The sequence below is a fragment of the Bradyrhizobium sp. USDA 4516 genome (genome assembly GCF_054055915.1).
This window is the reverse complement of sequence record NZ_JBSRXT010000001.1, coordinates 7,131,514-7,151,958: the sequence shown is the minus strand read 5'-3', so window position 1 is coordinate 7,151,958 and position 20,445 is coordinate 7,131,514. Positions and strand designations below refer to the sequence as shown.

General features: G+C 65.2%; 24 protein-coding genes. 13 read left to right on the top strand and 11 right to left on the bottom strand.

The features are described 5' to 3' along the window. Window positions 1–11: 11 nt before the first annotated feature. The 3 genes from ACVI1L_RS32680 (at window position 12) to ACVI1L_RS32670 (ending at window position 2,672) form a co-directional block, all read left to right on the top strand. On the top strand, window positions 12–923 hold the full coding sequence (locus ACVI1L_RS32680; RefSeq protein ID WP_456784762.1) for a dienelactone hydrolase family protein: 912 nt from the start codon (window positions 12–14) through the stop codon (window positions 921–923). Between the two features lie 65 nt (window positions 924–988). Further along, complete coding sequence (locus ACVI1L_RS32675; protein WP_168857004.1) at window positions 989–1,963, top strand: glycerophosphodiester phosphodiesterase family protein; 975 nt, start codon at window positions 989–991, stop codon at window positions 1,961–1,963. A 76-nt stretch (window positions 1,964–2,039) separates the two neighbouring features. Next, entirely contained in the window at window positions 2,040–2,672 is a 633-nt protein-coding gene (locus tag ACVI1L_RS32670; RefSeq protein ID WP_168857003.1) for a DapH/DapD/GlmU-related protein, read from the top strand. 1 nt (window position 2,673) lies between these two features. Here ACVI1L_RS32670 and ACVI1L_RS32665 read toward each other — a convergent pair whose 3' ends face one another. Beyond that, the gene (locus ACVI1L_RS32665; protein ID WP_456784761.1) at window positions 2,674–4,296 is read right to left on the bottom strand and encodes an ABC-F family ATP-binding cassette domain-containing protein; all 1,623 of its coding nucleotides are present in this window, start codon (window positions 4,294–4,296) and stop codon (window positions 2,674–2,676) included. Window positions 4,297–4,455: 159 nt separating this feature from the next. Here ACVI1L_RS32665 and ACVI1L_RS32660 point away from each other — a divergent pair, with 159 nt between their 5' ends. Beyond that, a complete protein-coding gene (locus tag ACVI1L_RS32660; protein ID WP_310884743.1) occupies window positions 4,456–4,899 on the top strand; it encodes a DMT family transporter in 444 nt (147 codons plus the stop codon). A gap of 10 nt (window positions 4,900–4,909) precedes the next feature. On the opposite strand, the gene ACVI1L_RS32655 is transcribed toward ACVI1L_RS32660, so the two are convergent. Further along, the gene (locus ACVI1L_RS32655; RefSeq protein WP_057019933.1) at window positions 4,910–5,614 is read right to left on the bottom strand and encodes a GrlR family regulatory protein; all 705 of its coding nucleotides are present in this window, start codon (window positions 5,612–5,614) and stop codon (window positions 4,910–4,912) included. Between the two features lie 285 nt (window positions 5,615–5,899). Between ACVI1L_RS32655 and ACVI1L_RS32650 the strand changes: the two genes are divergently transcribed. The 4 genes from ACVI1L_RS32650 (at window position 5,900) to ACVI1L_RS32635 (ending at window position 11,061) form a co-directional block, all read left to right on the top strand. Continuing rightward, entirely contained in the window at window positions 5,900–6,991 is a 1,092-nt protein-coding gene (locus tag ACVI1L_RS32650; RefSeq protein ID WP_229191687.1) for a hypothetical protein, read from the top strand. Between the two features lie 145 nt (window positions 6,992–7,136). Then, window positions 7,137–9,911, top strand: a complete 2,775-nt coding sequence (locus ACVI1L_RS32645; RefSeq protein ID WP_456785641.1) for a xanthine dehydrogenase family protein molybdopterin-binding subunit — start codon at window positions 7,137–7,139, stop codon at window positions 9,909–9,911. Continuing rightward, window positions 9,908–10,432, top strand: coding sequence for a (2Fe-2S)-binding protein (locus tag ACVI1L_RS32640; protein ID WP_456784760.1), 525 nt, complete (start codon window positions 9,908–9,910; stop codon window positions 10,430–10,432). The genes ACVI1L_RS32645 and ACVI1L_RS32640 overlap by 4 nt, the downstream gene beginning before the upstream one ends. Before the next feature lie 11 nt (window positions 10,433–10,443). Continuing rightward, on the top strand, window positions 10,444–11,061 hold the full coding sequence (locus tag ACVI1L_RS32635; RefSeq protein WP_456784759.1) for an Isoquinoline 1-oxidoreductase subunit: 618 nt from the start codon (window positions 10,444–10,446) through the stop codon (window positions 11,059–11,061). 16 nt (window positions 11,062–11,077) lie between these two features. Here ACVI1L_RS32635 and ACVI1L_RS32630 read toward each other — a convergent pair whose 3' ends face one another. The 5 genes from ACVI1L_RS32630 to ACVI1L_RS32610 form a co-directional block, all read right to left on the bottom strand. Further along, window positions 11,078–11,227: a hypothetical protein gene (locus tag ACVI1L_RS32630; protein WP_092086355.1), complete on the bottom strand. Its 150-nt coding sequence runs from the start codon at window positions 11,225–11,227 to the stop codon at window positions 11,078–11,080. A 63-nt stretch (window positions 11,228–11,290) separates the two neighbouring features. After that, window positions 11,291–12,112: a tetratricopeptide repeat protein gene (locus ACVI1L_RS32625; protein ID WP_076832067.1), complete on the bottom strand. Its 822-nt coding sequence runs from the start codon at window positions 12,110–12,112 to the stop codon at window positions 11,291–11,293. A 32-nt stretch (window positions 12,113–12,144) separates the two neighbouring features. Continuing rightward, window positions 12,145–12,831: a substrate-binding domain-containing protein gene (locus ACVI1L_RS32620; protein WP_456784758.1), complete on the bottom strand. Its 687-nt coding sequence runs from the start codon at window positions 12,829–12,831 to the stop codon at window positions 12,145–12,147. A 5-nt stretch (window positions 12,832–12,836) separates the two neighbouring features. Continuing rightward, the gene (locus ACVI1L_RS32615; protein ID WP_057020062.1) at window positions 12,837–13,541 is read right to left on the bottom strand and encodes a hypothetical protein; all 705 of its coding nucleotides are present in this window, start codon (window positions 13,539–13,541) and stop codon (window positions 12,837–12,839) included. A gap of 182 nt (window positions 13,542–13,723) precedes the next feature. Further along, on the bottom strand, window positions 13,724–14,758 hold the full coding sequence (locus ACVI1L_RS32610; RefSeq protein WP_024581543.1) for a glutamine synthetase beta-grasp domain-containing protein: 1,035 nt from the start codon (window positions 14,756–14,758) through the stop codon (window positions 13,724–13,726). Between the two features lie 539 nt (window positions 14,759–15,297). On the opposite strand from ACVI1L_RS32610, the gene ACVI1L_RS32605 reads away from it, so the two are divergent. Next, the gene (locus ACVI1L_RS32605) at window positions 15,298–15,504 is read left to right on the top strand and encodes a DUF2735 domain-containing protein (RefSeq protein ID WP_456784757.1); all 207 of its coding nucleotides are present in this window, start codon (window positions 15,298–15,300) and stop codon (window positions 15,502–15,504) included. 90 nt (window positions 15,505–15,594) lie between these two features. On the opposite strand, the gene ACVI1L_RS32600 is transcribed toward ACVI1L_RS32605, so the two are convergent. Beyond that, window positions 15,595–15,906: an MliC family protein gene (locus ACVI1L_RS32600; protein ID WP_057019926.1), complete on the bottom strand. Its 312-nt coding sequence runs from the start codon at window positions 15,904–15,906 to the stop codon at window positions 15,595–15,597. An 85-nt stretch (window positions 15,907–15,991) separates the two neighbouring features. On the opposite strand from ACVI1L_RS32600, the gene ACVI1L_RS32595 reads away from it, so the two are divergent. Further along, window positions 15,992–16,735, top strand: a complete 744-nt coding sequence (locus tag ACVI1L_RS32595; protein ID WP_076832061.1) for a tyrosine-protein phosphatase — start codon at window positions 15,992–15,994, stop codon at window positions 16,733–16,735. Window positions 16,736–16,819: 84 nt separating this feature from the next. On the opposite strand, the gene ACVI1L_RS32590 is transcribed toward ACVI1L_RS32595, so the two are convergent. Both ACVI1L_RS32590 and ACVI1L_RS32585 read right to left on the bottom strand, forming a co-directional pair. Beyond that, on the bottom strand, window positions 16,820–17,026 hold the full coding sequence (locus ACVI1L_RS32590) for a hypothetical protein (protein WP_035634033.1): 207 nt from the start codon (window positions 17,024–17,026) through the stop codon (window positions 16,820–16,822). Window positions 17,027–17,160: 134 nt separating this feature from the next. After that, window positions 17,161–17,850, bottom strand: a complete 690-nt coding sequence (locus ACVI1L_RS32585; protein WP_456784755.1) for an SGNH/GDSL hydrolase family protein — start codon at window positions 17,848–17,850, stop codon at window positions 17,161–17,163. 125 nt (window positions 17,851–17,975) lie between these two features. Here ACVI1L_RS32585 and fabG point away from each other — a divergent pair, with 125 nt between their 5' ends. Then, window positions 17,976–18,656, top strand: a complete 681-nt coding sequence (fabG, locus tag ACVI1L_RS32580; RefSeq protein ID WP_456784754.1) for a 3-oxoacyl-ACP reductase FabG — start codon at window positions 17,976–17,978, stop codon at window positions 18,654–18,656. A 49-nt stretch (window positions 18,657–18,705) separates the two neighbouring features. Continuing rightward, window positions 18,706–18,915 (top strand): hypothetical protein, encoded by a 210-nt coding sequence (locus tag ACVI1L_RS32575; RefSeq protein WP_456784753.1) that lies wholly within the window; start codon window positions 18,706–18,708, stop codon window positions 18,913–18,915. A gap of 277 nt (window positions 18,916–19,192) precedes the next feature. Here the strand turns inward: ACVI1L_RS32575 and ACVI1L_RS32570 are convergent, their stop codons facing one another. Then, entirely contained in the window at window positions 19,193–19,537 is a 345-nt protein-coding gene (locus ACVI1L_RS32570) for a hypothetical protein (protein WP_168856996.1), read from the bottom strand. A 133-nt stretch (window positions 19,538–19,670) separates the two neighbouring features. Here ACVI1L_RS32570 and ACVI1L_RS32565 point away from each other — a divergent pair, with 133 nt between their 5' ends. Then, a complete protein-coding gene (locus tag ACVI1L_RS32565; RefSeq protein ID WP_456784752.1) occupies window positions 19,671–20,354 on the top strand; it encodes a DUF2161 domain-containing phosphodiesterase in 684 nt (227 codons plus the stop codon). Window positions 20,355–20,445: the final 91 nt, after the last annotated feature.

The following is a 20,445-nucleotide window of genomic DNA, read 5'->3' as shown; positions in this document are numbered from 1 at the left end:
AGGGAAACACCATGCCGCAATTCATCCGAATTCCTGCTCATGCTGCGGGAATGACCCATTGCGCGATTCCGATCGTCCTCCTGATGCTCACGACATTGCCGACAGCGGCGGCAGCCGCGCCCGACACCGTTTTCTTTCCGAGCGCCGACGGCAAGACCGAGATCGTCGGCTACCTGTTCAGGCCGCAAACGCCGGGCCCGTACCCTGCCATCGTGCTGCTGCACGGCCGCGGCGGCCCCTATTCGACCAACGTCAACAAGGACTGCACGCTGGTGTCGCGAACCAATCCGTCGGCGGCCTGCAATGCCGGCAGCCTGTCCAAGCGCCACGCGATGTGGGGACAGTATTGGGCCGACCACGGCTATTTCGCGCTGCTGCCGGACAGTTTTGGTCCGCGCGGCAAGGCGCACGGCTTCGGCCGCTACACGCATGACGATCCTGATCGCAGCGACGTCAATGAAAAGACCGTGCGGCCGCTAGACGCCGAGGGCGCGCTGAGCTGGCTGCGCAGCCAGCAGGAGATCAGCGGCAACCGCATCTTCCTGCAGGGATGGTCGAATGGCGGCAGCACCGCGCTGAACGTGATGCAGCGGCAAGGCGCGACGACGTCGGGGTATCGCGCCGCGCTCGTGTTCTATCCGGGCTGCGGGCCGGCCGCGCTGCTGGCGCAGACGCTCGGGTCGGCAGCACCGATCACGATGTTGCTCGGCACGGACGACGAGGAAGTATCGCCCGACCGCTGCCGGGACGTCGCCAGCCGCTCCGTTGCTGCCGGCAGCAAGATCGACGTCGTGGTTTATCCGGGTGCCACCCACGATTTCGACGATCCCGGCCGTCGCCGCCAGTCGAATCCCGCCAACAGCGCGGCGCTCCAGGACGCGATGGTGCGGGCGATTGCCGCAATCGACGGCTTGAAGGATTAGGCCGCCGCAAATCGACCAGAAAGCACCCCTACCCGGGCCGGCGATCCAGCAAGGAACCGAGTCGCTTGGGCAGGAAACTGAAATACGCGGCAGCGGCGATCGTTGCCGTCGCCGCCGCAATCTACCTCAACAACACGAGCCTTCTCGCAACGCATGCCGGCGGCAAGCCGGTGCTGCTCGCCCATCGCGGCATGGCGCAGCGCTTCGACGAGCGCGACCTCAAGAACGACACCTGCACCGCGGCGCGCATGCTGCCGCCGACCCATGACTATCTCGAGAACACGATCCGCTCGATGCGGGCGAGCTTCGAGCGCGGCGCCGATATCGTCGAGCTCGACGTCCATCCGACGACCGACGGCGAGTTCGCGGTGTTTCACGACTGGACCGTCGATTGCCGCACCGATGGCCAGGGCGTCACCCGCGAACAGCCGATGGCGCGGCTGAAGATGCTCGATATCGGCTATGGCTACACGGCCGATGACGGCAAGACCTTCCCGTTCCGCGGCAAGGGCATCGGCCTGATGCCGTCGCTGGACGAGGTGCTTAAGACCTTTCCGGATCGCCGGCTCCTGATCAACGTCAAGAGCCGCGATCCCTCCGAAGGCGAGAAGCTCGCAACGGTCTTGAACCGGCTCGCCGCCGAACGGCGCAAGCTGATCATGGTTTATGGCGGCGACGAGCCGATCGAGACGATCCGGCGGCTTGCGCCGGAGACCCGAACCATTTCGCGCGCGACGCTCAAGAGATGCCTCGTCCGCTATATCGGCTATGGCTGGACCGGCATCGTGCCTGATGCCTGCCGCAACGCCATCGTGCTGGTGCCGATCAACTACGCGCCCTGGCTATGGGGATGGCCGGACCGCTTCCTCAACCGCATGGCCGCGGCCAACAGCGCGGTCTTCGTGCTCGGGCCTTATCAGGGCGGCGAATTCTCGACCGGGGTCGACGATGCCGACCTGTTCCGGCGCCTGCCCGAAAGCTATTCCGGCGGGATCTGGACCAACGAAATCGAGACCATCGCCCGCCTCGCCGGGCGTTAGATCCGGCCTCCTCCTGTCATCTCTCCGTCATAGAAATTGTGCGACTGAAGCGGCTCGTCGCATCGAGGACAACGCTATGAACGCACCGAGCCTGACCCGCCCCAAGATCGCCGAAACCGTCATCGAGCCGACGGTCAAGCTGCGCGAGGTCAGGGTCGGACGCTGCTGTGAGGTTCTCGGCGACACCGCGATCGAATACACAGAGCTTGGCGACTACTCCTATCTCGGCAGCGGCTGCATCGTCGCCGACGCCGTGATCGGCCGCTTCTGCGCGATCGCGGCGCAGGTCCGGATCGGCGCGCCCAACCATCCGCTCGAGCGCCCCTCCCAGCATCGCTTCACCTATTGTCCGGAATATTACACCGCCTCAGCCGAGCGCGATCATGACTTCTTCAGGAACCGACGCGCGGATCGCGTCGTGATCGGTAACGACGTCTGGATCGGCCACGGCGTGATCGTGCTGCCCGGCGTCACTGTCGGAGACGGCGCGGTGCTGGCGGCCGGCGCCGTGGTCTCGCGCGATGTCGCGCCCTACACCATCGTCGGCGGCGTGCCGGCCCGCCCGATCAAGGAGCGGTTCAACCGCAAGATCGCCGCCGAGCTGTCGCAGATCGCCTGGTGGAACTGGCCGGCCGAAACCATCTGGGAGCGCCTGCCGGAATTCCAGTCCGGCGACGTCGAGGCGTTTTGCGCGCGATGGCGGACTTGAGCTAGCTCCGCAGTCCCGGCGCTTCCCGGCCGGTACGCGCGACATACTCAGTGTAGCCGCCGCCATATTGGTGGATGCCGTCAGGGGTCAGCTCCAGCACGCGGTTGGAAAGCGCGGCGAGGAAGTGCCGGTCGTGCGAGACGAACAGCATCGTGCCTTCGAACTCGGAGAGCGCTGATATCAGCATTTCCTTCGTGGCGAGATCGAGATGGTTGGTCGGCTCGTCGAGCACCAGGAAGTTCGGCGGATCGAACAGCATCTTGGCCATCACCAGCCGCGCCTTCTCGCCACCCGAGAGTACCCGGCACTTCTTCTCGACGTCGTCGCCGGAGAAGCCGAAGCAGCCGGCCAGCGCGCGAAGGCTGCCCTGGCCGGCCTGCGGAAACGCGTCCTCCAGCGACTGGAACACGGTGCGCTCGCCATCGAGCAGGTCCATCGCATGCTGGGCGAAATAGCCCATCTTGACGCTGCCGCCGACCGCGACCGCGCCGTCGTCGGGCTCGGTTGAACCGGCGACCAGCTTCAGGAGCGTCGACTTGCCGGCACCGTTGATGCCCATCACGCACCAGCGCTCCTTGCGACGGATCATGAAGTCGAGGCCGTCATAGATGCGCTTGCTGCCATAGGCCTTGTGGACGTTCTTCAGGCTGACGACATCCTCGCCCGAGCGCGGCGCCGGCTGGAATTCGAACGCTACGGTCTGCCGTCGCCGCGGCGGCTCGACCCGCTCGATCTTGTCGAGCTTCTTGACCCGGCTCTGCACCTGGGCGGCGTGCGAGGCGCGCGCCTTGAAGCGCTCGATGAACTTGATCTCCTTGGCGAGCATTGCCTGCTGCCGCTCGAACTGCGCCTGCTGCTGCTTGTCGGAGAGCGCGCGCTGCTGTTCGTAGAACTCGTAATTGCCGGAATAGGTGGTGAGCTGGCCGGCGTCGATCTCGACCACCTTGTTGATGATCCGGTTGATGAACTCGCGGTCATGCGAGGTCATCAGCAGCGCGCCCTCATAACCCTTCAGGAACTGCTCGAGCCAGATCAGGCTTTCGAGATCGAGATGGTTGCTCGGCTCGTCGAGCAGCATGACGTCCGGACGCATCAGAAGAATACGCGCAAGCGCGACGCGCATCTTCCAGCCGCCGGATAGTTTGCCGACGTCGCCGTCCATCATCTCCTGGCTGAAGCCGAGACCCGCCAGCGCCTCGCGCGCGCGGCCGTCGAGCGCGTAGCCGTCGAGTTCCTCGAACTGGTGCTGCACCTCGCCATAGCGCGCGATGATGTCGTCCATCTCGTCGGCCTTGTCGGGGTCGGCCATCGCGGCCTCGAGTTCTCTGAGCTCGGCCGCGACCACGCTGACGGGCCCTGCCCCATCCATCACCTCGGCGACCGCGCTGCGGCCGGACATCTCGCCGACATCCTGGCTGAAATAGCCGATCGAGATGCCGCGATCGAGCGAGACCTGGCCCTCGTCCGGGATTTCCCGGCCCGAGATCATCCGGAACAGCGTGGTCTTGCCGGCGCCGTTCGGCCCGACGAGGCCGATCTTCTCGCCCTTCTGGAGCGCCGCGGAGGCTTCGATGAAGAGGATCTGGTGGCCGACTTGCTTGGAGACGTTATCGAGGCGGATCATGCTCTAATACTGGGGAACTGAGGGTTTGCGGCCTCTTATTCGATCTGGGACGTGGGTGGAAGCCCATTCCGCAGGTTCGTGCCGCGTTTCGTGCATGCCACGATCGTTGCCAATCGAATATGACATGAAGCGGTTCGACGATCGGTTTTGGGGCATCTTATGCAAGTCTGGTTTCTCTATCTGCTCGCGCTCGGCGCCGGCATCTGCGTCGCCGTTCAGCAGGTCCTGAACGGCAATCTCAGGTCCGCCCTCAACTCGCCGGCCTGGGCCGGGCTCGTCAGCTATCTCGGCGGGCTCGTGACGATGGCGGTCGTGCTGGTCGCGACGCGCGAGCCGGTGCCGCCCTGGAAGCTGGTGACGGCGGTGCCGTGGTGGGCCTGGAGCGGCGGCGTCCTCGGCGGCATCTTTATCCTGCTGATGATCCTGCTGCTGCCGCCGCTCGGCGCCGCGACCCTGCTGGCACTGGTGGTTGCGGGTCAAATGCTCGCGGGCATCGCGATGGACCATTTTGGCCTGTTCGGGCTGGCGCAGCACCCGGTGTCGGTTTCACGGCTGGCCGGCATCGCGCTGATCATCGGCGGCGTGCTTCTGATCAAGGATTGACGGGCTCTCGTCAGGCGCGGCGCATCAGGCGCAATTCGGCGGACAGGCGAAGGCTGCGCTTGCCGGCCAGCGCGATGCCTTCGAGCTCGGCACCGTCCGCACGGCACGAACCGGCAAAACCGATGCCGACTTCATAACCGCCGAACACCGGGTACTCGCCCTTCGCCGGCGTATGCTCCTGGTTGACGATCTCGCCTCGCCAGCGGCCATCGGCCGACGAATACGAACCGAGATAGTAGAAGAACGCATCGCCGCCGAGGATGCGGCCGTCCATCAGCAGCATGACCCCGGTGAGCCCGGCATCGACACCGTCGAGCGCGCGCAGATGGATCGAGTACAGTCCGTTGACGATGCCGCCGGGACCGACCGCCCCGCGCGGCGGCAAGGCCTCGTCGTCGAGCGGCGCCAAATTCGCCCAGAACACGCCGTCCGGCATGGCGTCGGCCTTGCCCTCGAGCAGGATGGTGGAACCCTCGCTCCTGCCGCGCACCTTGATGACGGTGACGTCGGCGCCCATCAGCGGCTTGAAGTTCGGATCGTCATTGTGGCGCTCGGTGATCACCTCGGCGGCGATCTCGCCTTCCGTCACCTGATAGGTGCCGAGATGGGCAAAGGCCGAATTGCCGCCCAGCATCCTGCCGTCATGCATGCACATGATGCTGCGGCCGAATGCGCCGTTGATGCCGTACTCGACCTTGTAAAGTCCGTTGAGCACGCAAAAATCCAAAAAATAAAATTGATTCTATTCGCCCCATAGCACCAGGCCGAGCGCCGCACCATTGCGTCTTTTGGCGCAGGCACGCCCGCAATGTCCGGGTGTGGACAGCAGCCGATTCGTCGCTTAGCTGTAGGCACCGCCCGCGTCGTGCTGCGTCACGCGGGATCCGGTCTGCCGGTTCTCTGATCTCCCAGTTCATTGTGTCCAAGCATTTGCGCATTCCGCCAATGGTCGCGCGGCCGCACCCGGCCTCGACACAGGCGAGGCTTCGAGGAGCATCACATGATCAATCGCTTTGGCCTGGCCGCCGCGCTGGCGCTGCTGCTCGGCGGCGACGGCACAGCCCTGGCCCAGTCACTTCCCGACTATATGGGGCCGATCTCCGGTAAGACCTCATCAACGCCGGCCGACGTCGCGACCAAGGACGTGCTCGCGCTCAACACCGGCATGTTCGAGCTCTACGGCGATGCGGCGCGGATCTTCCAGAAGAACATCCTCGACAAACACCCGGTGATCCTCGGCCTGTTCTCCGGCGCCGGCGGCCGCCTGATCCTGTACCGGCCGGGCAAGCCGCCGACCGAGGCGCCGCAGGTGCCGATCGTCTATCAGCTGCTCAAATCGGTCGGCCACAGCACGATGGCGCTGGCCGAGGTGGTCGGCCCCTATGTCAACAATCCCGACGACAAGGCATGGCGCGGGTCGATGCAGGCCTATCGCAGCCGGATGCAGTCGGCGCTCGACGGGCTGGATGCCACGCCGATGCAGGCGGACTGGCGCGACAACAACCGTGCCATCCTCAAGAACAACATCGCCTTCATGGATGAATGCCTCACCGCCGGCGCGATCCCCTTCGCGACGCTCGAGGCGTTCGGCAAGAAGCAGGCGCCGCTGCTCGCCAAGAACGTCGCCTGGGCCGCGCAGACCCAGGTTGCGCACTGGATGACGGTCATGGCCGACTGGAAGTCGCAACTCGGCGCCGACTGGGACAAGACCTACGGCGCGAGCAACACGATCTATGTGGCGCGGCAGAACAACGTGATCTTCAGCGTGCTGGCGCAGTTCTTCGGGCCCGACGCCATCAACAGCCGCCTGATGCTGATCGAGACGATCTCCTTCACCACGACGCCGTCGGACATGCTGGAATCGCTGACCCGGATCATCGCGGACCGCTCGGTCGGCGCGCTGTTCTTCGGCAGCTATCACCTGATGGACTATGAGCTGATGGGGGGCGACGCGCGTGAGGCGATCATCGCCGAGACCAAGAAGCGCGGCATGACCGCCTTCCTGCCGCCGCTGGTGCCGTTCGGTTCCAAGCAGTGGCCGACGCTGATCACGCCGGGTCCGGGACCGGCCACCATCGCCGACCTGAAGTGAGACCAAAGCTACGAGTGAGGCAGCTACGACCTATTGCGGCGTTGCGGTTGCGCTCGCTTTGCCGCAATACTTTCACGTGCATTGCACCAATTGTTAAACCCCGGCGCGATATGCCGTCGTCGAGGTGTCGATGAAAGATCAGACCATGCGGCCTTCGCGACGCGAATTCGTGAAGTGGTTGTCGGCAGGCGGCATCTCGGTCAGCCTGTCGCATCTGGCGCTGGCGAAGGAACCGGCTTTCGCGACCCGCGAGACGCTGCCCGGCCGCGGCTATTTCAACCCGGCGGAAAAGGGCGCCGGCCGTGTCGACGGCGTGGCCAAGGTCACCGGCGCAAAACTCTACGCGTCCGACTTCCGCGCCGCCGACATGCCGGGCTGGCCCGCGACCACCGCGCACGCCATCCTGGTCCGCGCCGATGACGCGACGCATGTCTATGCCGGCATGGACCTCGCCCGTCTCGATGGTCCGGCAAAGCCGTCGGTTATCGTGACCGCTGCCGATCTCGACCGGATCGGCACGCGGGTGCCGGAATTCTACACCGGCGACCTGTTCTGCCCGGTCGGCAAGACGCCGCTCTATCTCGGACAACCGGTCGCGCTGTTGATCTTCGAGCAGTTCGACGCCTTCGACCGCGCGCGCCTCGCGCTGCGCGACGGCGGCTTCGTCAAATTCGGCGACGAGACCGGGCCGGTCATCCTGCCGAACTACGGCGCGTATCGCTTCACGCGCGTGGCGGGCGCCTCGCCTGACGCGCCCGACGTCTATTCGCCGATCCAAGCCGGTTGGGTTTCGCCGAGCCGCATCCAGAACGCGGCGCTGCCGGTCTGGCTGCCGCTCGCCAAGGAGACCAAGGCCGACTACGCCAAGGCCGCAGCCCATGGCGAAGCGATCCGCGCCCAACTCGCCAAGGACGATCCGACACAGCTCGTGCTCGACCGCGAGTTCGAGACCCAGTCGGTCGATCCGATGTTCCTGGAACCGGAGAGCGGGCTCGCCTGGTACAGCGACAACAGCGGCAATCTCGAACTGGTGCTCGGCGTGCAGTCGCCCTATGAGGCGACCGAGTCGATCGCCTTCATGCTCGGCAAGGCTCGTCCGCCGTTCCGGCCCTCGCACATCAACGCGCAGTTCGCCCATGTCGGCGGCGGCTTCGGCGGCCGCGACCATACCCCGTTCGTGCTTTACGTGGCGCTGGCGGCGATGTTCTTCCCGGGCCGGCCGGTGCGGCTGGCGCAGGACCGCTACCAGCAATTCCAGGGCGGCATCAAACGCCACCCGATCAAGATGCGCTCGCGGATCGGCATCGATCGCGCCAGCGGCAGGATCACGGCATTTGCCGCCGATCATGTGCTCGACGGCGGCGGGCTGGCCAACTTCTCGGCCAATGTCGCGGTCGTTGCCGCGACCGCCGCGATCGGCATCTACGACATCCCGAAAGTCGACGTCACCACCGTGGCGCTGCACTCGCGCGGCGTCACCGCAGGCTCGATGCGCGGCTACGGCACGCTGCAGACCATGACCGCGCTCGAAGTCCTGGTTGACGAGGCGGCGAGCGAGCTCAAGGTCGATCCGATCGCGTTCCGGCGCAACAATGCGCTGAAGCAGAACGGCCGGACCATGACCGGCAATCCCTACATCGTGTCGGTGCGCACGCCAGACATCCTCGACAAGCTCGAGAAGCATCCGATCTGGCAACAGCGCGCTGGCTTCAAGCAGAAGGCGCCGGAGGGACGCCTGGTCGGCACCGGCGTCGCCTGCGTCACCAAGGATTACGGCTCGGGCGCGGATTGCTCGCTCGGCCGGGTCGAGATCGACCCCGAGGGACGGATCGCGATCCACTGCGACCACGTCGAGATGGGCAACGGCGTCGGCACCGCGCTCGCCAACCGGGTCGCGAGCCATCTCGGCGCCGTCGCCGACGAGGTCGCGGTCTCCCGGGTCGACAGCTACGACGCGCTCGGGCTCGTCACCTCGGGCGATCCCTACACGATGGATCAGAAGACCCAGGATCTCGCCGAGAAGAACCCGCGCTGGGTGCCGGCGATCAGTTCGGCAACCAGCGCGTCGATCGGCGCCCATGTCGGCACGCACTCGTCGGCCGAGGCGGCCCGCGTCATCTTCCGCTTCGGCCTGTGGCCGGCGGCGCTCGAGCTCTGGCACATCGCCAAGGCCGATCCCCGCACCCGCCAATGGGACAAGGCGCACTGGAAGGATGGCCAGCTGGTGCTCGACGATCTCGCGCCGCTACCCTTGCCAAAGCTTGCCGCGACCGCGCATGCGCGCGGCTTCGTCACCGGCGCCATCGCGCACAGCTTCTCGCGCTGGGCCTGGTCGCGCGCCCGCTTCCCGCTGTTCGGCGAGCAGTACCGCGCCGAGATCGACGCGCTCGCTATTCGTCGCGGCCGGAGCCAGTTCGAGCGGATCGACCGAACAAGCGTGAAATTTCCACCGACCGACAACAACCGGATCGGCACCGCCTACACCTCGATGTGCGGCACGCTGGTCCGCGTCGAGATCGAGCGCGCGACCGGCAGCTTGCGCATCGCCAAGGCCTACAGCGTGTTCGAATGCGGCCAGGCGCTGGTGCCTGAACTGGTGCTCGGCCAGTCGCATGGCGGGTTCGCGATGGGCGTCGGCTACGCCCTGCTGGAAACCCTGCCGCCGTTCGAGGGCGGGCCCGGCAACGGGCAGTGGAATCTCGGCCAGTACCTGATCGCGCGCGGCTCCGACCTGCCGCTGCACGATCTCGAGATCGAGATGCTGCCGCCGCTGACGCCGGACGAGCCGCCGAAGGGCATGGCCGAGGTGGTGATGATCCCGATCGTGCCGGCGCTGCTCAACGCCATCAACGATGCCACCGGTCACCGCTTCCGCTCACTGCCGGTGACAACGAGCCTGCTCAAGGGAGCGCTGGCGTGACGACGCTCAACCTCACCATCAACGGCCAGAAGCACGGCCCGATCGAGGTCCGCGACGACCTCTCGATGAACGATTTCCTTCGGGAAATACTCGGGATGACCGGCACCAAGTTCGGCTGCGGCGCCGCGCAATGCCTGAGCTGTGCCGTCATCATCGATAATCCCGACGGCACGAGCTACACCACCCCGACCTGCGTGGTGCCGGCCGCGAATTTCGACGGCAAGGCGATCCGCACCGTCGAGGGCCACGCCAGGGACGGCGAACTCTCGCCGTTGCAGCGCGCCTTCATCGAGCACTTCGCGTTCCAGTGCGGCTATTGCACGGCCGGTTTCCTCAACGAAGGCCAGGTGCTGCTCGAACGGCTGGCGAAGGCGCCGGTGGCGCGGGACCAGCTCGAGAGCGTCATTGCGGATGCGCTCGACGGCCATCTGTGCCGCTGCACCGGCTACATCAAGTATCACCAGGCGGTGCGCGACGTGATCCTCGCCGATGCCAAACGCTATCTGACCGCCAGCAAGTGAGCGCGCGAGCAATGCCATCGCAAACGCGGTTTCGGATCGTTGCGGTGCTGACGGCGCTCGTGACCAGCCTGTGCGCAGGCTACGCGGCGTCGGAAAGCGCGAGCCACGCCCTCGCCTCGCCGGAAAGCTTTGCCGGCATCGAGAATGTCGAGCAGCGCTCGGCGGCGATCTTCACCGAGCTCGGCAAGGTGTTGACGCATCCGCGCTGCACCAATTGCCATCCCGCCGGCGACAGCCCGCGGCAGGGCGACATCAGCCGCATGCATCAGCCGCCGGTGACACGCGGTGCCGACGGCCACGGCAAGGACGCCATGCGCTGCTCGATCTGTCACCAGCACGCCAATTTCGACCCCGGTCGGGTGCCGGGACACCCGGAATGGCACCTTGCGCCGCGCGAGATGGCATGGGCCGGCAAGACCGTCGGCGAGATTTGCGCGCAAATCCGCGACCCGGCACGCAATGGCGGCCGCAAGGTCGAGGAGCTGATCGAGCATATCGGCAAGGACACGCTGGTGGGCTGGGCCTGGCATCCCGGCTTCGGCCGCGCACCGGCACCGGGCACGCAGGCGCAGGCCGGCGTGCTGGTCGAGGCCTGGGTGAAGACCGGCGCGGCCTGCCCAGTGCCTTAAGTCGCGCAACTCCGAACTAGTGGCGCTTGAAATACTGCACGTCGCGCTCGTGCTTCTCCGCCGCCGCGCGCGACTTGAAGGTGCCGAGATTGCGGCGCTTGCCGGTCTTCGGATTGACCTTGCGGGAATAGAGCCGGTACTCGCCGGAACTTAGTTTGCGGATCATCGCAACGCCTCGCCAATGCCTTTCGCATGTCAACGACATGCCGCGGAGAGCGTTCCAGTTCGGTTAGAAGCAGAGATTGGTCACGGCATTGCCGCGCTTGTCCTTGATGACATAGGGACAGCGGGCCCGCTCCAGCGCCTTCTTGGCATCCTCGTCGCCGAGCGCCGCCGCCCGCTCGTAATAGGCTTTTGCGGCATCGCTGTCCTTCGGCCCGCCGCGACCGGCCTGCGCGAAGGCGCCCATCCGCTCCAGCGCGCCCGGATGGTTCTGCGCAGCGGCCTTCTCGAACAGCGCCCGCGCGCCGACATCGTCCTGCGCGCCGCCCTGGCCTTCGGCCAGCATCATGCCGAGCTGGTACTGCGCTTCGGCATTGGTCTCGGCGGATTTGGCGAGCAATTCGCGCGCGCGTGCCGGATCAGCTGCCGCGCCGCCGCCGCCGAGCGCGGCGAGATTGCTGACGCCGCGCGCGTTGCCGGCCTGCGCCGCGCGCTCGAACAATTTGCGGGCCTGCGCCTCGTCTTTGGCAACGCCGGTGCCGTTGCCGTAGAGCACGCCGAGCTCGACCATCGCCGAGGTCGAGCCCTTGTCGGCGGCCTTGCGCCAAGCGCTTGCGGCTTCCGCCGTCTGCCGGTTGGCGGCATAGGCCCGGCCGAGCTGGTACATCGCGCGGCGCGACGATCTTGCGGCCACCGCGCAGTACTTGATCGCGGTCGCGATGTCGGCCGACGCGATGTCGGGCACGCCCTTCACGTCGGCCGGCTTGTCGGGATCGGTGGGATCGGCGGCAAGCCGGTCGCACAGCACGAGGTCGGCCGATTGCGCATGGGCAAGCACGGGCGCGGCCAGCGCCACAGCGAAGACAATCGCGTGAAGTGGTTTGAACATGACCAGCAGGTTGCGTCGCGGTGCGGGCGAATTCAAGGCTCGAGCCCGGTCTCGCGCAGCACTGGCGCGACGTCAGCCGACGACAGATAGCGCAGCAGGTGATCGGCGGCCGCCGCGCGCTGCGACGCTGCCATGCGGCCGGCGGAGAACACCGCCGGCGTCTGCAAACCCAGCGGAATTGGCCCGACCACCTCGATGCCATCGATCTGCTTCAACTCGCTGATCTGCTGGATCGCCAGGTCGGCTTCGCCAGTGACGAGCTTTTCCGCGGTGAAGCCCATCGGAATGATCACCGCCCGCGCGTTGATCGCCTCCACAATGCCGAGACGCTCGATCAGCTGCGCGAACAGGATGCCGCTGGCGCCGAGCCGCGAATAGGCCACCGCCCGCGCACCGAGCAGCGCCGCACGTAGCGCGGCTTCAGTCGCGATGTCGGGATGCGCGGCTCCCGCCTTCACCGCGACGCCGACATAGGAGCGCGCAAGATCCACTGCGCTCTCCCGCGCAACGCGGCCCTCGCCGATCATCTCATCGAGGCCCTCGCGGGTCAGGATCACGAGATCGGAGCCCTCGCCGCCGCGCAGGCGTTCGAGTAGTGCCAGCGTCGGGGCGAAATCGGCGTCGATCGCAACGCTGCTCGCCGCCTGATAGGCAGCGGCGAGCCGCGCGACCGCGCCCTTCAGCGCCAGTGTCGAAAGAACGCGAACCGAATTGCCCATATGGCCTATGCCCGCCGCATCAGCTTGAGCGCGGCCGTGAGGCGCAGGCTGCGCTTGCCGGCAAGCGCGGTCGCCTCCAGCACGGCGCCCTCGGCGTCGCAGGTGCCGGCAAAGCCGATGCCGACCTCGTGGCCGCCAAAGATCGGGTTCTCGCCCATCGCCGAAGTGTGCTCCTGATTGAGGATCTGGCCCTTCCAGCGGCCTTTCTCGGAGGTGTAGGTGCCGAGATAGTAGAAGAAAGCGTCGCCGCCAAGGATGCGGCCATTGTTCAGCAGCATCACGCCGGTGAGGCCGCCGTCGACCCCGTCGAGCACGCGGATGTGGATCGAATAGAGCCCGTTGATGACGCCGCCCTCGCCGACCCCGCCGGCGAGCGGGATGTCCCCCTCGGTGATCGGCGTCATCACCGACTGGAACGGCACGCCGGGCAACTCCTTCAGCTCGCCCTTGAAGCGGTAGAGGTCGCCGTCCGGCCGGCCTTTGGCAATCAGCGTGGCGTCATCGGTACCGGCCATCGCGCGGTAGTTCGGATCGGGGTTATGGCGGACGGTCTGGATCTCGACTGCGACCTCGTCGCCGGCTTTCTCGTAGGTGCCGATATGGGCGAACGCCGAATTGCCGCCCAGCATCTTGCCATCGCCGACATACATCACGCCGCGGCCGACGGCGCCGCCGAGTTCGAACCGGACCTTGTAAAACCCCTCAAACAAGCGCCGCATCCCCGGCAGCCAAGATGCACCCGTTATCTAGCGCGGTTCATAACGCAGCGAAACCGGTTTCGGTGGAGAGCCGCCTGCAAACGCTGTCGTTAAAATGCAAAGGTCCGCCAAGGCAATCGCCCCAGCGGACCCTATTGCGGTACCGGATGGCTCCATCCGGGTCCGATAGCAGCTTAGGCCGCAGCCTTGGCGCCGGTCGGCACTTCGGAGATCGTCTTCAGGATCTGCGAAGCGATCTGGTAGGGGTCGCCTTGCGAGTTCGGGCGACGGTCTTCCAGATAGCCCTTGTAGCCGTTGTTGACGAAGGAGTGCGGAACGCGGATCGAGGCACCACGGTCAGCCACGCCGTAGCTGAACTTGTTCCAGGGCGCGGTCTCGTGCTTGCCGGTCAGGCGCTTGTCGTTGTCCGGGCCGTAGACGGCGATGTGATCCATCAGGTTCTTGTCGAAGGCCTTCATCAGGCTCTCGAAGTACTCCTTGCCGCCGACTTCGCGCATGTACTTGGTCGAGAAGTTGGCGTGCATGCCCGAGCCGTTCCAGTCGGTGTCGCCGAGCGGCTTGCAATGGAATTCGATATCGATGCCGTAGCTCTCGGTGAGGCGTAGCATCAGGTAGCGGGCCATCCACATCTGGTCAGCGGCGGTCTTGGAGCCCTTGCCGAAGATCTGGAATTCCCACTGGCCCTTCGCCACTTCAGCGTTGATGCCTTCGTGGTTGATGCCGGCGGCGAGGCAGAGATTGAGATGCTCTTCGACGATCTTGCGGGCGACGCTGCCGACGTTCTTGTAGCCGACGCCGGTGTAGTACGGGCCCTGCGGCGCCGGATAACCCTCTTCCGGAAAGCCGAGCGGACGGCCGTCCTTGTAGAAGAAGTATTCCTGCTCGAAGCCGAACCAGGCGCCTTCGTCATCCAGAACGGTGGCGCGCTTGTTCGAGACATGCGGCGTCTTGCCGTCGGGCATCATGACTTCGCACATCACCAGCACGCCGTTCTCGCGCGCGGCGTCGGGATAGCAGGCGACCGGCTTCAGCACGCAGTCAGAGCTGTGGCCTTCAGCCTGCTGGGTGGACGAACCGTCAAAGCCCCACAGCGGAAGCTGTTCGAGGGTCGGGAACGACGCGAATTCCTTGATCTGCGTCTTACCGCGCAGGCTCGGCGTCGGCGTATATCCGTCGAGCCAGATATACTCGAGCTTGTACTTGGTCATTGAACCTCTCTGTTGATGATGCAAAACCGTGAGGAACCGAAAGCCAGTCGGCCGCCGCACGCGTACCCGGCCACCATCGGCCGGCTCTTACTAAGCAATTAAAATGCCAGTCGCTGCACTGCGGTGCTCGCCCGGCCGCGGATGTCCACAGCGGAGATCGCATTTTTTTCTGCGACATAGCAGCGCGGCTGGCATGCGCCGCGGTCAGTCAAAATCTTCTCCCAGCGCCCTCGGCCGCCCGTTTCTGCAGCAAATTCGGCTACGGCATCGCCTGCCGCTTAATGCGGCGGCAGCGCCATGTGACAGTTCGTGTCCAACGATCGGGTGCCCCGCAACCATCGTCGCGGCTCAAGCGTTGGTCAGCTACATCCTGCCTCACAGGAAGCAAACCCGAATCTGCCCACGAATTAGCCAAACAATGACTATTTCTTGTTCACTTGCACCCCGCCCAGCCCGGGCCGATATCGAAAACACGGTAACCACACGCGAATGAGTCGGGCGCACCATGGAGGCTCGCTCCGGCCAAAGGAGACTTTGACATGATCACCACGGGCCAAAACCAAGGACCGATCCAGGGATCGGCAACGATCTATCAATTCCCAGCAGGAGGCCGCGCGGCTCTCGGCGGACGCCGCTACGGCGAGATGCGGACGGCGCTCGAACTCGAGGTAGAAACCTCGGCCTGCAGCGAGAGCTGGTACCATCAGGCGGCCATCGACGACGCCAAGCCGGGCCGCGATCACTGATGCCGATGCGATCGAGGGGCGCGACGCAAAAACGTCAGACAGCAGCAGAACAATAACAAGGGTCGGAACGCGAGCGTTTCGGCCCTTTTTTCATGCCAGCTCGCAGGCCGTCGCCGGCCGCCTTGCATGCCGGAGCCTGGCAAGCCCGGCCCGGCTGATCTCGAGCGTGACCCCGCCGCCCTTGTAGCGCGTGCCCGTCAGCGACAGGCGCTTCTTCAGCGTCACCGCCTTGCCGTCGAGTTGCAGATGCGCGCGCGTATCCCCGTTGAAGAACCCGGCAATGAATTGCGTGCCGTCGGCGCAGCGATAATTCCGGAAGGCGGACTGCGCCGACACGTTCGAGGAACCAAAGAGTTCGAAAAGAATTGCGCCGATGACAATGGCGCCCCCGCGATAAGTCATATTCTCCCCCCAACGGGCCGGTTATAGACCTGTCTGCGCCGCTATTCCTGCGCCAAGACCTCATCAGCTGCAACAGGCCCGCCCGATGTCCGAAGCCCCTGCCCGTCATCTCAATCTCGCCGGCGCCAGCAATTTTCGCGACCTCGGCGGCTACCAGACGCGCGACGGGCGGACGGTGCGCTGGCGCCAGATCTTCCGCTCCAACCATCTTGCGCATCTTACCGAGCAGGACGTCGCCGTGGTGCGCTCGCTCGGGGTCAGAAGCGCGTTCGATTTTCGCGGCGTCGCCGAGCGCGCCGAGGCGCTATGCGGCATGAGCGACGTCACCGTGCATTCGCTTCCCGTCGAGCCGACCGTGGTGGCTTCGCTGCGCGAGATCGCCAGCAACCGTCAGCTCTCGGAAGCCGATGCGATCGACGTGATGCGGGACTCCTACCGGGGCTATGTGCAGGACAACACGGCGCGTTACCGCACGCTGTTTGCTCATCTGCTGGAAGACCGCGCGCCGCTGGTGATCCACTGCACCGCCGGCAAGGACCGCACCGGCTTTGCCTGCGCGCTGATCCTGCACGCGCTCGGCGTATCCGATCAGGTGATCGCGGACGACTATCTCCTGACCAACCGGTTCTACAAACGCGACCCGGCCCACAGCACCGAGCTGCCTGACGACGTCAAGCAGGTGCTCGGCACCGTGCGCGCGGCATTTCTGGAGGCTGCATTCGAGGCGATCGATGCCGACTATGGCAGCCTCGACGGTTATTTCCGCGAAGGCCTCGGGCTCGGCCAGGCCGAGCGCAAGGCGCTTGAAGGCCGCTATCTGCAGGCCTGATCAGTTCGCCCGACTTTTCGCCCGACTTTTCGAGCGACGTGCACACCGGTTCGCGTGAAGAAAACCCGGCTGAACCAAAAAAGCTCAGGCCGCTGCGGCCTCGAGCTCGAGTTCCGCATCGAGGTCGGCAATCACATCCTCGAACGCCGAGATCGCCTGCTGGATCGCGGCGATCTGCATCAATTCCCAGCTGCCCACTGGTCCCTTGCGGTTTTGCAGCGCCACCACGAGATCGCGCCGCTGCTCCTTAAGCTGAACCAGCGGTAAACCGTGATCCGGAAGATTTCCCATTCGCATAACCCCTACCTTGGCTGGAGTTCCGCTTCTAAGGAAAGGGTTCTGCAAACGACTTACAGAACTGCTGCAAATTTTACCCAACAGGCCCTACCCCGTAGTCTTACGTAGTCGGGCCGACGTCGTTGGGCTTACGTGATCGCCTCCGGCTTCAAGGCGTCGTCGATCGCGCCGAACAGCGACTGGGTTACGCAATTGGTCGCCCATTCGCTGGTATGAAGCTGCCCGCCATCGTCGAGCTCGGCGAGTGGAATCCCGTCATCGGTCCAGCGCTTCATCAGCGCGAAGCGGCTGAACAGATTCACCTTCTTGCTTGCGGTCACTTCGGCGATCATCGGCATGATCACGTTGGCGAGATTGAGCGCAGCTTCCGTGCCGACGATCGCCTGCGTGTACTGGGAATCCATCACGACCACGTCAAGCGGAAGCGCAGCGAGCACGTCGAGCCCGGCCTCCAGCGCCGCACGCACCTCGGCCGGATTGTAGCTCTTGTAGACGGCGTTGGTGCCGACCTGCCAGATCACCAGCACCGGCGCCTCAGCCGTCACGTCGGACTCGATGCGCGAATACTCCTCCGGCGCCTCCTGCCCGCCGATCCCGCGATTGATCACGTCGATCATCCGGCCGAAGAAGCGTTGCCGCAGCAGCATCTCGAGCCGCGGCGGAAACGGCAGGATGTTGTCGGCGCCCGCGGTCGAGGACGATCCAAGCGCCACCAGCTTGATCTTGCGCTGATGCCGCAGCGCATCCGCGAAGTGCGGCAGCTTATGTCCAAACCTGATGAGATCGGGATGGGTTTCGCACGGTCTGGGTGTCGGCATAGCAAACATCCTTGAGGTGAATGAATTGATGAATGCGCGCAGTAGGCGGCGAAATTGGCGGCATTGCAAATGAATTCCGCCTGATCATAGTGGGCATTCGTTTGCTCGCGAATGCGGAGACCGCCATGCACGGAAAAGCCATCGTCATCACGGGCGCCCTTGGCGCGCTTGGCAAAGTGGTCGCCACAGAGGCGCTGGCGCGCGGCGCGCGCGTCGCCGGCATCGATCATGCCGCGTCAACGCTTGCGGCGACGGCCGACCATATGGAGCTGGGCGGTGTCGACCTCACCGACACGGCGCAGGCGACCGCCGCGATCGACAAGGCGGCCGCGCATTTCGGCCGGCTCGACGGGCTGATCAACATCGCCGGCGGCTTTACCTTCGAGGCGGTCGGCGACGGCGACCCGGAGACCTGGCAGCGCATGTATGCGATGAACGTGATGACGGCGCTCAACACCTCGCGCGCCGCTATCCCGCATCTCACCAAATCGGGCGCCGGACGGATCATCAATATCGGCGCACTCGGCGCCTTGCAGGCGGCCTCCGGCATGGGTCCCTATGCCGCCTCGAAGGCCGGCGTGCACCGCCTTACCGAGTCGCTCGCTGCGGAACTGAAGGGCAAGGTCACGGTCAACGCGGTGTTGCCCTCGATCATCGACACCGCCGCCAATCGCGCTGCGATGCCGCAGGCCGACATCTCCAAATGGGTGACGCCGAAAGAGCTCGCCCAGGTGATCCTGTTCCTCGCCAGCGATGCCGCGAGCGCCGTCACCGGCGCGCTGCTGCCGGTGAACGGGCGGGTTTAGATGCGCTCCCTCTCCCGGATGCCTTTCGGGTCGATCTGGCCGATGCCATATGCTCGTGATGACTACTGCAGAAGACATCGAAAAGGCCGTCGAACGGCTGCCTCCTCGTGAGCTGGCCCGCTTTCGCGACTGGTTTGAAACGTTCGATGCCGAGCGTTTCGATGCAGCGATCGAACGGGACGCAAAGGCCGGGAAACTCGACGCCTTGGCGGACGAGGCCTTGGCAGCTTATCGCGCCGGACAGTCGCGCGACTTGTGAAGCACTCGGCCTCCCCCAAATTTTGGACTGCCTACGAATAACTACCCGTTCCAATCCGTGAGCTCGCCGACGCGAACTTTGCGCTGTTGAAGCGCAATTCACGTCATCCATCTCTACAATTCAAGAAGATGGGCGATTTTGGTCCGTTCGGGCTGGCTTGCGCTATCGCGCGCTTGCCGTCGAAACAAACGAGGATACCTCTGGTTCTGGATCGGCTCGCACGCAGAATATGATCGCCTGATCAGCTGAGGCCGCGAGCGCGACTAGCATCGGCAGTTCAGTCCGCAACCAGCAGCCGCAGCTTCGACCGGAAGCGGATGCTCTGCTTGCCGGCGAGCGGCATGCCGTCACCTTCGGCTGTCTGGTCGGTGTAGGTGCCGGTAAATCCGATCGTGACCACCTCGCGTTCCCACACCGGGCGCTCGCCATAGGTCGGCGAATGCTCCTCGTTGGTGACCTCGCCCTTCCACTTGCCATCGGCTGCGGTGTAGCTGCCGTAGGCAAAGAAAAACGAGTCGCCGCCGCGCATCTGTCCGTCGCGCAGCACCATGACGCCCTGGTTGCTGCCAGAGACGCCGTCGAGAAATTCGACGGTGATGTGATCGAGCCCGTTCCGGATCATGAGCTGCGCCTGGTCCCGGTTCCGACAATAGCCGCTCGGCCGTGTCTTGGGCAAATTCCAATCGCATCGGCGGGCGCAATTCCGCGCTATGCTGGCGCACCGAGTCGCGGCCGATGCCGCAGGAGCCTGCCTGTTGGAAACCGCGCTTTATCTGCCCGTCAAACGCTTCCTGGAAAAGCTCGGCTTCACGGTGAAGGGCGAGATCGGCGGCTGCGACCTCGTGGCGCTGAGCGGCGATGATCCACCGGTCGTCGTGGTTGGTGAACTCAAGCTCGCCTTCAATCTCGAACTGATCCTGCAGGCGGTCGATCGCGCCGGCGCCGCTGACGAGGTGTGGATCGCGGCCAAGGTGTCGGCCCGCGGCAAGGGCCGCGAGAGCGACGCGCGCTATCGTAATCTGTGCCGGCGGCTCGGCTTCGGCATGCTCGGTGTCACCGACCGCGGCGACGTCGAGGTGCTGGTGCCGCCGCCGACCGCGGCGCCCCGCCGCAATCCGAAGAAACGTTCACGGCTGATCACCGAGCACCAGAAGCGCAAGGGCGATCCCGCAATGGGCGGATCGACGCGGGCGCCGATCATGACCGCCTACCGGCAGCAGGCGCTGGCCTGCGCCTGTGCGCTTTCGGATGGGCCGCGGCGGGTGCGCGACCTCCGCGCGGATATTCCCGACGCCGGCAAGATCCTGCTGCATAATGTCTATGGCTGGTTCGATCGCGCCGAGCGCGGCATCTATGTGCTGACCGATGCCGGTCGCGCCGCGCTGAAGCGCTGGCCGCAGCAACAGATGAGTGCACCCGGGGCAGAAGCCATCCCGTAGAGCATGATCCGGAAAAGTGCGAAGCGGTTTTCCGAAAAGATCATGCTCAAACAAGAACCTAAAGTGCGATGATGACTTGGCTTCATCGCGC

What these genes read in the sequence shown, in the direction of transcription:
- ACVI1L_RS32680 (WP_456784762.1), top strand. Translation starts at nt 12, where the DNA reads ATGCCGCAATTCATCCGAATTCCTGCTCATGCTGCGGGAATGACCCAT.
- ACVI1L_RS32670 (WP_168857003.1), top strand. Translation starts at nt 2,040, where the DNA reads ATGAACGCACCGAGCCTGACCCGCCCCAAGATCGCCGAAACCGTCATC.
- ACVI1L_RS32665 (WP_456784761.1), bottom strand. Translation starts at nt 4,296, where the DNA reads ATGATCCGCCTCGATAACGTCTCCAAGCAAGTCGGCCACCAGATCCTC.
- ACVI1L_RS32660 (WP_310884743.1), top strand. Translation starts at nt 4,456, where the DNA reads ATGCAAGTCTGGTTTCTCTATCTGCTCGCGCTCGGCGCCGGCATCTGC.
- ACVI1L_RS32650 (WP_229191687.1), top strand. Translation starts at nt 5,900, where the DNA reads ATGATCAATCGCTTTGGCCTGGCCGCCGCGCTGGCGCTGCTGCTCGGC.
- ACVI1L_RS32645 (WP_456785641.1), top strand. Translation starts at nt 7,137, where the DNA reads ATGCGGCCTTCGCGACGCGAATTCGTGAAGTGGTTGTCGGCAGGCGGC.
- ACVI1L_RS32635 (WP_456784759.1), top strand. Translation starts at nt 10,444, where the DNA reads ATGCCATCGCAAACGCGGTTTCGGATCGTTGCGGTGCTGACGGCGCTC.
- ACVI1L_RS32630 (WP_092086355.1), bottom strand. Translation starts at nt 11,227, where the DNA reads ATGATCCGCAAACTAAGTTCCGGCGAGTACCGGCTCTATTCCCGCAAG.
- ACVI1L_RS32625 (WP_076832067.1), bottom strand. Translation starts at nt 12,112, where the DNA reads ATGTTCAAACCACTTCACGCGATTGTCTTCGCTGTGGCGCTGGCCGCG.
- ACVI1L_RS32620 (WP_456784758.1), bottom strand. Translation starts at nt 12,831, where the DNA reads ATGGGCAATTCGGTTCGCGTTCTTTCGACACTGGCGCTGAAGGGCGCG.
- ACVI1L_RS32610 (WP_024581543.1), bottom strand. Translation starts at nt 14,758, where the DNA reads ATGACCAAGTACAAGCTCGAGTATATCTGGCTCGACGGATATACGCCG.
- ACVI1L_RS32605 (WP_456784757.1), top strand. Translation starts at nt 15,298, where the DNA reads ATGATCACCACGGGCCAAAACCAAGGACCGATCCAGGGATCGGCAACG.
- ACVI1L_RS32600 (WP_057019926.1), bottom strand. Translation starts at nt 15,906, where the DNA reads ATGACTTATCGCGGGGGCGCCATTGTCATCGGCGCAATTCTTTTCGAA.
- ACVI1L_RS32595 (WP_076832061.1), top strand. Translation starts at nt 15,992, where the DNA reads ATGTCCGAAGCCCCTGCCCGTCATCTCAATCTCGCCGGCGCCAGCAAT.
- ACVI1L_RS32590 (WP_035634033.1), bottom strand. Translation starts at nt 17,026, where the DNA reads ATGGGAAATCTTCCGGATCACGGTTTACCGCTGGTTCAGCTTAAGGAG.
- ACVI1L_RS32585 (WP_456784755.1), bottom strand. Translation starts at nt 17,850, where the DNA reads ATGCCGACACCCAGACCGTGCGAAACCCATCCCGATCTCATCAGGTTT.
- fabG (WP_456784754.1), top strand. Translation starts at nt 17,976, where the DNA reads ATGCACGGAAAAGCCATCGTCATCACGGGCGCCCTTGGCGCGCTTGGC.
- ACVI1L_RS32575 (WP_456784753.1), top strand. Translation starts at nt 18,706, where the DNA reads ATGCTCGTGATGACTACTGCAGAAGACATCGAAAAGGCCGTCGAACGG.
- ACVI1L_RS32570 (WP_168856996.1), bottom strand. Translation starts at nt 19,537, where the DNA reads ATGATCCGGAACGGGCTCGATCACATCACCGTCGAATTTCTCGACGGC.